Source organism: Delftia lacustris (assembly GCF_040267515.1).
GTDB lineage: Bacteria > Pseudomonadota > Gammaproteobacteria > Burkholderiales > Burkholderiaceae_C > Comamonas > Comamonas tsuruhatensis.
Genome location: NZ_CP141274.1, coordinates 3,866,680 through 3,879,152 on the forward strand (window position 1 = coordinate 3,866,680; position 12,473 = coordinate 3,879,152).

General features: G+C 65.6%; 8 protein-coding genes. 3 read left to right on the forward strand and 5 right to left on the reverse strand.

The window, feature by feature from the left end:
• Positions 1–15: 15 nt before the first annotated feature.
• On the reverse strand, positions 16–828 hold the full coding sequence (locus U6958_RS19025) for an N-acetyltransferase (protein WP_074923367.1): 813 nt from the start codon (positions 826–828) through the stop codon (positions 16–18).
• A gap of 99 nt (positions 829–927) precedes the next feature.
• On the opposite strand from U6958_RS19025, the gene selD reads away from it, so the two are divergent.
• On the forward strand, positions 928–1,986 hold the full coding sequence (gene selD / locus U6958_RS19030; protein WP_016446845.1) for a selenide, water dikinase SelD: 1,059 nt from the start codon (positions 928–930) through the stop codon (positions 1,984–1,986).
• Positions 1,987–2,090: 104 nt separating this feature from the next.
• Here selD and U6958_RS19035 read toward each other — a convergent pair whose 3' ends face one another.
• Complete coding sequence (locus U6958_RS19035; RefSeq protein WP_074923366.1) at positions 2,091–4,538, reverse strand: penicillin acylase family protein; 2,448 nt, start codon at positions 4,536–4,538, stop codon at positions 2,091–2,093.
• 176 nt (positions 4,539–4,714) lie between these two features.
• Complete coding sequence (locus U6958_RS19040) at positions 4,715–5,194, reverse strand: Lrp/AsnC family transcriptional regulator (protein WP_074923365.1); 480 nt, start codon at positions 5,192–5,194, stop codon at positions 4,715–4,717.
• A 702-nt stretch (positions 5,195–5,896) separates the two neighbouring features.
• On the opposite strand from U6958_RS19040, the gene U6958_RS19045 reads away from it, so the two are divergent.
• The gene (locus tag U6958_RS19045) at positions 5,897–7,384 is read left to right on the forward strand and encodes a diguanylate cyclase (protein ID WP_074923364.1); all 1,488 of its coding nucleotides are present in this window, start codon (positions 5,897–5,899) and stop codon (positions 7,382–7,384) included.
• 32 nt (positions 7,385–7,416) lie between these two features.
• On the opposite strand, the gene U6958_RS19050 is transcribed toward U6958_RS19045, so the two are convergent.
• The gene (locus U6958_RS19050; protein WP_016454855.1) at positions 7,417–9,237 is read right to left on the reverse strand and encodes a methyl-accepting chemotaxis protein; all 1,821 of its coding nucleotides are present in this window, start codon (positions 9,235–9,237) and stop codon (positions 7,417–7,419) included.
• Between the two features lie 798 nt (positions 9,238–10,035).
• Here U6958_RS19050 and U6958_RS19055 point away from each other — a divergent pair.
• Positions 10,036–10,329, forward strand: coding sequence for an H-NS family nucleoid-associated regulatory protein (locus U6958_RS19055; RefSeq protein ID WP_016446839.1), 294 nt, complete (start codon positions 10,036–10,038; stop codon positions 10,327–10,329).
• A gap of 469 nt (positions 10,330–10,798) precedes the next feature.
• Here the strand turns inward: U6958_RS19055 and U6958_RS19060 are convergent, their stop codons facing one another.
• Positions 10,799–12,361: a methyl-accepting chemotaxis protein gene (locus U6958_RS19060; RefSeq protein WP_016446838.1), complete on the reverse strand. Its 1,563-nt coding sequence runs from the start codon at positions 12,359–12,361 to the stop codon at positions 10,799–10,801.
• Positions 12,362–12,473 lie beyond the last annotated feature (112 nt).

Sequence of the window (12,473 nt, forward strand, 5' to 3'; positions counted from 1 at the left end):
AGTCGCTGCGGCACATCAAGGTGCCGCGGCAGGCAGGCGGTAGTGATAGGCGTAGAGCGGATGAAAGCCCAGGCTTTCATACAGCCCGCGCGCCACCCGGTTGGGAGCCCGCACCTGCAGCTCGGCCCATTGCGCCCCCTGCGTCCGTCCCCAGTGCAGCAGGCCGCACACCAGCGCACGGCCCAGCCCCCGCCCGCGCATTGCAGGTGCGATGACGATGTCATACAGGCCCACGCAGCCGCGCTCCAGCACGGCCAGGCCGAACCCGGCCACCTCGCCCCCGACGCGCAGCGTGGCAAAGGCGGCGGGCCAGGCAATGGACTGCAGCATGTGGTGATGCGCCTGCCTGTGACGGGGCGGCACGGCGCCGGCCTCGGCAAAGCCTTGCAGCCAGGCCGCACCGGGCCGGGCATCCATGGCGAGGGTCCAGCCTTTTTCGTCCGCCGGCTGCGCCATGTCCGCCAAGGCTGCGCGCATCACGAGCGAAGGATCGGCCAGCAGGTAGCCGGCCTGCGCCAGCTGGGCATCGGCCTCGGGGCTGGCCAGGGGCGAGAGGCGGAAGACGGGCGGCAGGCCCTGGCGTTGGTAGAAGGCTTCGATCTGCGCCAGCAAGGCGCCAAGGTGGGCGCCGGGCTGATGGGCATTGGCCGAGTTGGCCCGCTTGGTATGGCCCTGCGCGGCGCGCAGCAGCCAGTCCCCGCAGAGCACGGTGCGCTGGGCTGGCCAGGCGTTGAAGCCGCGCTGCTCCACGCCGACCACCGTCTCGGGATCGCAGTCCACGGATGCGCGGTCATGAGCGAAAGACTTGGACATGCCCGCTTGTACCATGGCCGCCCGCCGTGCCCGCCCATAATATGGCGCGCCGCCGCGCTGGCGGCAGGCACTCTTTTCCACTACTGCGATCGCCCCCGTTCGCCGGATTGCTCCATGACCACAGACACCTCCCAAGCTCCCCGACTCACCTCGCTGTCCCATGGCGGCGGCTGCGGCTGCAAGATCGCGCCGGGCCTGCTGGCGGAGCTGATCGGCAAGAGCGCGCTGCCCAAGCAGTTCTTCCCGGACCTGCTGGTGGGCACGGAGACCGCCGACGACGCCGCCGTCTACCGCATCAACGACGAGCAGGCCATCGTGGCGACCACGGATTTCTTCATGCCCATCGTGGACGATCCGTATGACTTCGGCCGCATCGCCGCAACGAATGCGCTGTCCGACATCTACGCCATGGGCGGCCAGCCGCTGATGGCCCTGGCCATCGTGGGCATGCCCATCAATGTGCTGCCGCACGACACCATTGCCAAGATCCTGGAAGGCGGCGAATCAGTCTGCCGCGATGCCGGCATTCCGCTGGCCGGCGGCCACTCCATCGACTCGGTCGAGCCCATCTACGGCCTGGTGGGCATCGGCATCGTCAACCCGCGCCAGATGAAACGCAACGCCGACGCCAAGGCCGGCGATGTGCTGATCCTGGGCAAGCCGCTGGGCGTGGGCATTCTGTCGGCCGCGCTCAAGAAGAACCTGCTGGACGAAGCCGGCTACCGCGCCATGGTGGAGGCAACCACCTTGCTCAACCGCCCCGGCACGGCGCTGGGCAAGATGGACGGCGTGCACGCGCTGACCGATGTGACGGGCTTCGGCCTGCTGGGCCATGGCCTGGAGCTGGCACGCGGCGCGGGCCTGACGGCGCGCATCGACAGCCGCAGCCTGCCCGTGCTGCCCACGGTGCAGGGCTTTGCCGAGCAGGGCGTCATCACGGGCGCCTCGGGCCGCAACTGGGCCTCATATGGCACGCAGGTGGTGCTGGGCGCCGGCATCACCGATGCCCAGCGCGCGCTGCTGACCGATCCGCAGACCTCGGGCGGCCTGCTCGTATCGTGCACGCCCGATGTGGCGGACCAGGTGCTTGCGCTGTTTGCCGAACAGGGCTTTGGCGATGCAGCCATCGTCGGCCGCATGGAAGCGGGCCAGGCCCGCGTCGTGGTGGATTGAGCCAGGCAACCAGTCAAGCGAAACGGGGGCCTGGGCCCCCGTTTGCATTGCATGCCGGATGCAGCCCCTTCAGGCGGGCACTGCATCACGCCGGACAGCGGATGTCACTCGCTCACGGTCTGCGTCTTGTAGGCCGGGCTGGCCTGGATGGCGCTGTCGGTGAACGGCAGCTTGAGCCACTGGCGCGCACCGTAGGCCTTGGTGTAGTCCGCATAGTGGGCCGAGGCAGGATCGTCCGACAGCGAGAAGGTCAGGAAGGTATGGGCCTCCACTCCGGCCGCCGGGAAGCTCACCACCTGCATGTAGCTGTTGCCGTGCGGCTGCCCGTCCATGCTGTAGCCGCCCTGCTCTATCTTGTTTTCCGAGCAGGTGATGGTGAAGTAGCCCACCTCGCCGCATCCGCCATACAGCGCCGTCTTCTCTCCGCCACGCTGCGAGAACAGCACGGTGCCACGCGCCGCATCCATGGCAAAGCCGCTGGCCTGCACGGCCTTCACTGCTTCGGCGAACGCCTTTTGCAGCGCCGCCTTGGCCGTGGGCTTGATGCCGCGCGGCGTGTTGACGGGGTCGGACGCATCGAAGGGCACGGCATACAGGTCGGCCGATTTGATCTGGCTGGCCACGCGCTTCCAGAACTCGTCCCAGACATGGGAGCCCCTGGATGCCGCCGTGCCCGTGCCGTCCCAGGCCTGCAGCGCCGTGCAGGCAGCCGATACGTCCACCGTTTCACCCGCCGAGGACACGGGGCCTGGACAGACCTGGGCCAATGCCTCGTCCTTGAAACGCGCGCTGTACACACGGCTGTCCAGCACCATCTGGCGAACGATGTCGCTGGTGGCCATCTTGCCCGGATAGCCGTCCGTGCCCGCCAGCCGCTGCAGCGCCATGGTGTGGCCCAGGCGCGTGCGCAGGCTCTGGGCAGAAGAGGTGGAGCCGAAGATGGCCGGATAGCCGGTCAGCGGTGCCGAGGCATTGGACAGCCAGTAGCTGTCGTTCATGTTGCCCACGTAGTCGCCACGCAGCAGGCTGGGCATGCGTGCCGGGCCGATGGCGCCGGCCTGCACCGAATCCGCATCCGAGCCCCAGTCGCACTGGCTGCTGCCGCCGGCCAGCACCGGCACCTGGGGCAGCGCCGCGTTGATGGCGGCCGAGGCCGGCGTGGCGCAGGCCTGCAGCTGCGCGGGCGGCACGTTGGGCACGGCGCCTATGTCGGCATACCAGACCTGGGCGTTGCCGCGTCCCGCAGCGACGGTGTTGACCCAGGGAATGGCCGACTCCTCCTTCTGGATGCGGATGAACTCGTCCAGCGACCTGGCCTGGTTCCAGCGCAGCCAGTTGCGGAAGGTGCGGTAGTTGTAGGCGTTGATGTCGCGGATGGCGAACACGCTCTGCGTGGTCCAGCCCAGCGCCGGGTCCATGGCGCCCAGGTTGACCACCGGGCCGTGAACAGTCTTGTACAGCGTGCGCGTGACCTGGTCCTGCCCGCCGGAGGCATTGCGCACGCTCACCGTGATCCTGCTGGCCTGCATGGCCTCGGTCTTGCCGTCGCGCACATAGCGGGTCGGATCATTGGGGGCCAGCTGGTACATGAACAGGCCGAAGCGCCGCGCCGTGGACACGGTGTGGCTCCAGGCCACGTCGTTGTTGAAGCCGATCAGCACCATCGGGATACCCAGGAAGCTGGCGCCACTGACGTCGATCTCGCCCGGAATCGTGAGCTGCGATTGGTAGAAGCGGTCCGGCCCCTTCCAGTACCAGTGCGGATTGCCGAACAGCACGCTGCTGCCGCCCGTGGCCTGCTGGCCAAAGCCGTACATGTTGCTGCCTATGCCCGTGGTGCCGCCCACCTGCAATGATGGCGCCACCACCTGGCCCGGCTTGAGCGCGGCCAGCTGCGTCGCGGCCGACCGGCCCTTCGCCGGCTTGGCCGAGGCCGTTGCCGCCGCAGCTGCTGCAGGCGGCACGGCATTGGCGATCTGGGCCACGAAATTGCTGTAGCCGCCGGCAAGATTGGCCGTATACATGCGCCGCCAGATGTCCTGGGCCGTGATGGCCTGCACCCAAGGCTGGCCCGCGCAGGCCGCATTGGTCTTGGCCCCGGCCGGGGTCTCGCGCACCACGCGGTTGTAGCCTGCCACGAAGCCATCGACCAGTTGCTTGAGCTTGTCGGGCTGGGCCTGGATCATGGCGGCCACGGCGTCATCGGAGACGACATGGCGGAAGAAGAAGTCCGAATCGATGTTGCGCGGCCGGTCGATGGTGCTGTCATAGACGGCCTGGGCATCGCCGCCGAAGTGGCGCGAACGCTCCCCGCGGTAGGTCAGGAAGGAGTCGGCCATGGTGCACAGGTTGTCCTGCGCCTGGGCATAGCCCGCACCATAGCCCAGGCCCGTCCAGTCCTTGGCCTTGATGTGCGGAATGCCCATCTCCGTGCGGCGGATCTCTGCGCTGTACTTGCTGCCGGAGCCGTCTCCCGAACCGCCGCAGGCCGCCAAGGCGGCCAGGGCTATCAATGACAAGGGTTTCCATCCACTGCGAAGCGCTGGGTGCATGCTTTGTCTCCTGGTGTTATGCGTACACAAAGGCCCCGGTCTGCCACGGGGCCCGCATCAGCATAGGAGCGAGGCAAGGCACTGCCTACCCGGCAGTTTCACTAGGAAATGTCTGATGCCCGACAGTCGATGCGGACAGCCACCCGGCTCTCCATCGGCCGGCACGGGCAGAAGACTCAGGCGGCAGATTCAGCCAGCTGGCCCAGCGCCGCCGTCATGCGCCGGTCGATCTTGCGGCTGAGCACCACCGAGGTATAGGTCTGCTGTATGCCGTCGATCAGGCCTATGCGGTCCAGCAGCGCGTCGAGCTTTTCGTTGCTCTCGCAGCGCACGAACACCATGTAGTCGTACTGGCCGCTGACGGCGGAGACCTCCTCGACCTCGGTGAAACGGTTGAGTGCCTGCATCACCGAAGTGGCCGTCTTGGGCTGCACGCGAATGCCGCAGTACGCGCGTACCGCAGACTGCTCCACGCGCGCACCCAGGCGAACGCCGTATCCGGCGATCACGCCTTCCTGCTCCAGCCGGGCAATGCGGGCCACCACCGTCGTGCGCGCCAGATTCATCTGCCGGGCCAGATGCGCGGTGGAAGCCCGCGCATTGGTCTGCAGCAGGCGCAGCAGTTGGCGGTCGGTTTCATCAAGACGGTATTCCATGCAGCTCCCTGGACGTCAACGGCAAGAGCCTATGGCGGCGGCTCGGACGTGTTCAACATTTCGGCAGATATATCCACCAATCCGGCAATTCTATGCGCTGCAAATCGTCGCTTTCATCAACAAGATCCTCGTTTCATCCGAAACCGCCGCATCTGGAGTGCATCCCCATCCCGCATCGCCCAGCAGCGACGGCACATGGGCACCACCAGGCAAGAGTAATGGCTATCAGAAACAAAAGTAACTGATTACAAATCCCCCGACACACCCCGATGCTCCGCCGCTGCATGTCATCCGGCTGGGACCTCGCATAAATACTTAGCATGCATCCCATCCTTCCTTTGGCGACGCTGCTCCGCGGGCAGGGCTGCCGCTTGCGGCCGTATTGGCCGGGCTCGACGGCACACGGCAAACCGCTTGGGAAGGCGCAGCACGCATGATGGATCAGTACTTGCAAATACATGCATTTCCGCTAGATTGGCCCCGCAGGCGTAAATGTTGTGAACTCAAGTTACCCGCATCCGTCGGCTTCCGACGCATGGCCTGCCCGCAGTTACGCGGCTTGCCGCAGCACGCCAAAGGAGGGTTTTCCGATTTCCCGCTGCCCGCCGGACCGCTCGTTCCCCATGACAAGGGCATGCCCGGCATGCCCGACGAACGCGCGCAGTGTCCGGTGCCTCCATTCAGTCTCCACAGGGGAGACATATGTCATATCGCGCCGTATCTGGAGATCCGTGGATTTCACAAGCTGCAACGCCCTGGCGGGACAGCTTTGTGCTGGGCGGGGTGCTGTTTCTGTGCTCGGCCGTGGCGCTGGGCCTGCGCTCTCCGGGGCATCTGTCATCTCTATGGCTGTCCAACGCCCTGCTCCTGGGCTGGATGCTGCGCAGCCCCGCCTACAGCCACAGACACTGCTGGACGGCGGCCGCCGTGGCCATGGCGTTGGCCGAATGGTTGTCGGGCAGCCCGCTTGACCAGACCCTGTGGCTGACTTTCGCCGATCTGGCAGCCGTGGCCTGCGGCTGGGTGATGATGCGGCGCCTGCCGCTGCGGGTGCGGCAGATGCGCTCCCCCTCATCGGTGCTGCACCTGGTGATGTGCAGCCTGCTTGTGAGCGTGGTCGGCGCCGTGCTGGGCTCGGTGGGCATGCACCAGCTGATGCATTGGCCCTGGCAGCCCATGATAGCCATGTGGTTCAGCAGCGAGCTGATGCACATGACCCTGTTGCTGCCCGTTCTGTTGAGCTTTCCCGCAAGCCTGGAGCTGCTGTCCTGGCGTGGCCAGCAGTTCAGGCAGACCGTGCAGGCCCTGCTGCCGCTGTTGGCCCTGGTGATCTCCGAGGCCATTGCCATCTACCTGGGCGGGCCGGGCGCGCTGTCCCTGAGCATGCCGGCCATGCTGCTGTGTGCCATGCGCTACCGGCTGTTCGTGGTCGCCCTGCTCAACCTCGCCAGCTGTGCCATCAAGCTGGCCACATTTTCAGATGTACTGCTCACCTCGCCCAGTTCCGAACTGGAGACCACGTTCTCGTTCCGCCTGGGCCTGGCCATGCTGTCCATAGGCCCGCTGGCCGTGGCCTGCACGCTCATGGCCTTCAAGGACATGCTCAGCAAACTGCGCCATGCAGTGAACCACGATGCGCTGACCGGCCTGCTGGCACGCACCAGCTTTCTGGAACGCGCTCAGCGCACGCTGGAGCGCCTGCAGCGCGAGCACCAGTCGGGCGCCATGCTGATGCTGGACCTGGATCACTTCAAGCACACCAACGACCGCCACGGCCATGCCGCTGGCGACCGGGTGCTGCAGGAAGTCTCGGCCCGCCTGTCGCAGGCGCTGCGCCCGCATGAACTAATAGGCCGCCTGGGCGGCGAGGAATTTGCCGTGCTGCTGCCTGGCGCCGACTGCGCCACGGCCAGCGCCGTGGCCCAGCGGCTGTGCGAAGCCACGCGCGAAATCCGCATCGAGACAAGCGATGGCGCAACCATCTGCCCCACGCTGAGCATTGGCATCGCCTGCACGAACATGGCCCAGCCTCCGCTGGGTTTGAGCGCCTTGCTGCGCACGGCCGACACGGCGCTGTACCAGGCCAAGGCCAGCGGCCGGGACCGGTATTTCGTGGCGGGCGAGCGGCCGGACGAGGCCGGTACACCGGCCTTTGCCTGCGAGCATTCCGGGGGCGCCAAGGCGGCCTGACACCAGGCGCCGCCTCGGCGTTTTGCCCGCGCTCAGCGCAGGCGGCGGGCGCCGTTTCCTTCGTCGAGCTTGAAGCCCGCCACGGCCTGGGCCAGCTGCACGGCCTGTTGCTGCAGCGATTGCGCAGCCGCCGTGACCTCTTCCACCAGGGCGGCGTTCTGCTGCGTGACCTGGTCCATCTGTCCAATGGCGCTACCCACCTCGGCAATGCCACGGCTTTGCTCCTGGCTGGCGTTGCTGATCTCGGCCACCAGCGTGCTGAGCTTGCGCACGCCGTCCACGGCCTGGTCGATGGTGGTGCCCGCATTGCGCACCAGCCGGCTGCCCGTGTCGATCTGGCCCACGGAATCGTCGATCAGCGCCTTGATCTCCCGCGCCGCCGTGGCGCTGCGCTGGGCCAGCGTGCGCACCTCGCTGGCGACCACCGCAAAGCCACGGCCCTGCTCGCCGGCACGGGCCGCTTCGACGGCAGCATTGAGCGCGAGGATGTTGGTCTGGAAGGCGATGGAGTCGATCACGCCGATGATGCTTTCGATCTTGCGTGCCGACGCCTCGATGCCACCCATGGTCTGCACCACCTGGCCCACGGCCTCACCGCCCTGCGTGGCGATCTGCGAGGCGCTGGTGGCCAGCTCGCTGGCCTGGCGGGCATTGGCCGCGTTTTGCTGCACGGTTGCCGTGATCTGCTCCATGGCGGCTGCCGTCTGCTCCAGCGAGCTGGCCTGCTGCTCGGTGCGTGACGACAGGTCCTGGTTGCCGCCCGCGATCTCGGCCGACGCCATGCGCACCGATTCCGAAGATTCGCGAATGCGCAGCAGCACCGTGGCGATCTTGTCCACGAACTGATTGAAGGACTGGCCGATCTGCGCCAGTTCGTCCCGGCCTGCCGCCGTGAGGCGGCGGGTCAGATCGCCCTCGCCGGAAGCAATGTCCTGCAAGGCATCGCGCGCCACGGCCAGGCGCATGAGCATCCGGCGCAGCACCACGGTCAACAGCACGGCCGTACCCAGCACGGAAAGCGCGGTGATGAAGGCGGCCACCTGCAGCAGCGCGCTTACGGAATGCGTGGCCTGTGCGCGGTCGATCACCACGGCCAGCGTCCAGGGCGTGCCCTCCACCTTGGCGGCATAGACCATCTGCGGCTCTCCATCGAGCACCAGGTCGGCACGTCCGCCCTGCTCGGCCAGGCGCTTGATCAGGGCCGCATCGAGCTCCGGTGCAATCGCCGAAGCGGGCTTGAGCGCCAGCTCGGGCCTGGCGTAGGCCAGCAGACGGCCTTCGCCGTCCATCAGAAAGGCGAAGCTCTTTTCCTGGGGGCGTATGGCCGCCACTTTCCTGGACATGGCCGCCAGCCGCACATCGGTGCCGACGACGGCCGTGATCGCGCCCGAGGCCCCGACCGGATCGACAAAGCTGATCGTCAGCTCACCCGTGCTGGCGTCCACGTAGGCCGGCGTGACGCCCGGACGGCCTTCCCGCACGGCCTGCTTGAACCAGTCGCGCTGGGTGCCGTCGTAGTTCTCCGGCATGGGATGGGTGAACACGGCACGCTTGTCCGCATGCACGAAGTAGGCGTCATCGAAGCCGCCGGCCTGCTGGCCTGCCAGCAGGAAAGGAATCGGGTCCGGCTGTTGCACCGCCGTTTTCAGCGAGCCGGTGATGCGCTGCTTGTCCTGGACCCAGTCGGTCAATGCGGCTGCATGGGCCTGCGTGAGCTGGCCGATGTTTTCGTCGATGCCGGACAGCGTGCTGCCGCGCGCCGTCCAGAAGGTGGCCATGGACAGCGCGAACAGCGCGGCCACTGTGATTGCCACGCAGATGAGGATCAGGCGGGCACGAAGTGTTTGAAACATGATGCGTAGTAAAGGCAAAAACGAGGGCTGTGGATGCCCACCGAGCCTATCCGAGACACACCGGCCGCCAGAGCTCAAAGAGTGCGTACTTGCCCTTGCAATTGCACGCTTCCTGGCTGCAGGTGATCCACTGCACCACCCCTTCGAGCAAGCAGCGCTTTGCTCGCAACGCCACCGGGGCCTGAGTCGTCAGGTTTTTGCAAGTTATCGTCACATCCTGGACGGATGCATGCTATAGTGTCAATTTGTAACACAGACATTTCCCGCCCTGCAGGCGGGATCTTTTTGTCGCAAACGCCAGGGCCTTGCACCAGGGTCCTGCCGTTTGCGCCGCGCACCCTGTGTTTTTCCCTCCCTCATATTTTTGGGGTGCACCATGCGGCCTTTTCTTGCCCTTCCTGGACTGCCATGGATCCATGAAGGCCCCTGACCAGGATCGGCAGGGAGCAGGATACAAAATGTTTCATCTTGATGCAAAGATGCCGATAAGCAGGCAGACCTGTCATTCAAGGGGAGAGAAACATGAAGCGATGCATCATCAAAGTGGCCGGCGCCTGCTACACGGCCCTGTTTCCCAGCACCTGCGCAGCGGTGGCAGATGCGATGACCCGGTTTCCATACGCCACAAAAATCAGCGTCAGACTCGCCTAGACTCAGGCAACATGGGAACCTGTTCTCAAACAGGCTCTCTCACAATACGCCTGTCGTCATCCGGGTGTTGCGCGGCAGTGTAGGCTCACTTTGCCAAAAGCTCTCCCGGATTCCTTTATATTGGCAGATCAACATTCATTGATATACATGACCACAGACTACAAGACACTGCTGCAGCAGAAAGCCCAGCTCGAAGCCCAGATCGCCGAAGTGCTCAAGACCGAAAAGTCCGGAGCCATTGCCCAGGTGCGCACCATCATCGACCAATACGGATTGACCGAGGCCGATGTCTTTCCCTCGTCCAAAGCCAAGACTGGCGCTGGTTTCCGCGTGGTCGGCGTTCCCAAGTACCGCGATCCCGCCACCGGTGCGACCTGGACCGGCCGCGGCAAGCAGCCCCGCTGGATTGAAGGCAAGGACCGCACTCCCTTCGCCATATGAGATGCGGCCTGCCACGCCCTCCGGCAGCCACTAAGCTGCGACAGAGCCCGCCAAGTGCGGGTTTTTTGTTGCCAGAAGCAAGGGGTTAACCCTATTGCCCAGAAGTTACAAATTCTTCAATGTAGTGCTGATGTGTGAGCCGAAAGGTGCCTGCATGTTTCGGTACCCAAGCAATCACAACAAGGGAAACAGCAGGTATCGCACAGGGAACTGTCCTACACCTGCACTCTCCAAAATCATGATGCCCACGTCATTGCAGCACCCGCAAGCCATGGGCATCCGGTCACGCAACGGCCAGGCCCCAACGGCCACTGGAGCAATCCGCCACCACCACGAACCATTTTCCAGCCGAGCCAGGGAGACTATCTCCTCCCTCCCCTCTCACTGACTTACCCTGGCAGGCCCGCAAGGGCCACGGCTTTTCTCTGCAACAGGACCGCCCACGGCGGTCCTTTTTTTTCTGCACGCGCTATCGCAGGGCTGGCACAGCGTTGCCAACCTTGAACACGGCCACCATGCCCGACAGGCGCTGCGCCTGGTCGCTCAGTGCGGCCGCTGCCGCTGCGGACTCCTCCACCAGGGCAGCGTTTTGCTGCGTCATCTGGTCCAGATGGCTGACGGCCTGGTTGACCTGGCCAATGCCGTCGCGCTGCTCGGTGGAAGACGCCGTGATCTCGCCAATCATGTCCGAGACCTTGCGCACGCTGCCCACGATGTCATCCATCACCTGGCCGGCCTGGGCGACCTGGGCAGAGCCTTCCTGCGCGGCATCGACCGAGGTGCTGATCAGCCCCTTGATCTCCTTGGCGGCCTCTGCGCTGCGATGGGCCAGGGCCCGCACTTCGCCAGCCACGACAGCGAAGCCACGGCCCTGCTCACCCGCGCGGGCCGCTTCCACGGCGGCATTGAGCGCGAGGATGTTGGTCTGGAAAGCAATGGAGTCGATCACGCCGATGATGTCGGAGATGCGGCGTGCGCTGTCGCTGATGCGGTCCATGCTGGCCACCACATGGCCCACCACGGCGCCCCCGCGCTCGGCCGCCTGGGCGGCGCTGCCGGCCAGGTGATTGGCCTGGCGCGCGGTGTCGGCGGCCTGGCCCACGGTCGCGGTCAGTTGCTCCATGCTGGCGGCCGTTTCCTCCAGGTTCGACGCCGTCTGCTCGGTGCGCGAAGACAGGTTGTGATTCCCGGCGGCAATCTCGGTGGATGCAGTGGAGATCGAGTGCACGCTGTCACGCACCTCCGTCACCAGGCCACGCAGCCGTGCCGCCATGCCCGAGACCGAGCGCAGCAGATGACCGAATTCGTCCTTGCGGCTGTCCTCGGCCGACACGGTAAGGTCGCCCTGCGCAATGGCATCGGTCAGTTGCACGGCTCGCTCCAGCGGACGCGTGATGGCACGCGTCAGCACGAAGGCCAGCGCCAGTCCGGCCAGGAGCACCACGCCCTGGACAATCCAGGCCAGCACACTGGCCTGTTGGCGCGCGGCCTGGGCCTGCTCCATGGCCGCATCGCGCTGGCTGCGCTGCAGCTGCACGAAGACTTCCAGCGAGTCCACATAGCGGCCGATGGCACCCAGGTACTGTTGCTGGACGAACTCGCGGAACGCCGCGGCATCGCCCGTCAACTTGATCTCGCGGGCCCGCTTGTTCAGCGCCAGCACCTCGGCACGGATGCTGGCGATGCGCTCCAGCGCAGCCTTGTCGGCCTCGCTGGCACCCTTGACGATCTCGGCCTGCAGCTTGGTGATCAGGCCAGAGCCCTCCTTGACCCGGCCGTCGAGCAGGCGCGTCAATTCCTCATCGGTGGAGGCATTGCTGGCCAGCACCCGCTCGCCCGTGGTTTCCGTTGCGCCCTTCCATTGAATGGCCAGACCGATGCGGTTCTCATATTCGGACAGCGTCTGCATGCCCTGGTCCATGGCGCGGGCCGCCGCAAACTGTGCCCACAGCGATACCGCAAGCATCATCGCCAACAAGCCGCCCAGCGTGCCCCAAAGCTTGGCGGACACGCTCCATTGATCAAATTTCATTCGTAGAACTCTCGTCGGAAAAACTGAACAGAGGAAAGGTGAAACAACAGGCCACGCGCACTAGCGCTGGCCGTCTTCCGGTGAAAAGCCCCGCCATATCGACATGGCCCAT

Coding starts and splice junctions, on each gene's coding strand:
- U6958_RS19040 (WP_074923365.1), bottom strand. CDS start 5,194: ATGGAATACCGTCTTGATGAAACCGACCGCCAACTGCTGCGCCTGCTG.
- U6958_RS19035 (WP_074923366.1), bottom strand. CDS start 4,538: ATGCACCCAGCGCTTCGCAGTGGATGGAAACCCTTGTCATTGATAGCC.
- selD (WP_016446845.1), top strand. CDS start 928: ATGACCACAGACACCTCCCAAGCTCCCCGACTCACCTCGCTGTCCCAT.
- U6958_RS19050 (WP_016454855.1), bottom strand. CDS start 9,237: ATGTTTCAAACACTTCGTGCCCGCCTGATCCTCATCTGCGTGGCAATC.
- U6958_RS19025 (WP_074923367.1), bottom strand. CDS start 828: ATGGTACAAGCGGGCATGTCCAAGTCTTTCGCTCATGACCGCGCATCC.
- U6958_RS19055 (WP_016446839.1), top strand. CDS start 10,036: ATGACCACAGACTACAAGACACTGCTGCAGCAGAAAGCCCAGCTCGAA.
- U6958_RS19045 (WP_074923364.1), top strand. CDS start 5,897: ATGTCATATCGCGCCGTATCTGGAGATCCGTGGATTTCACAAGCTGCA.
- U6958_RS19060 (WP_016446838.1), bottom strand. CDS start 12,361: ATGAAATTTGATCAATGGAGCGTGTCCGCCAAGCTTTGGGGCACGCTG.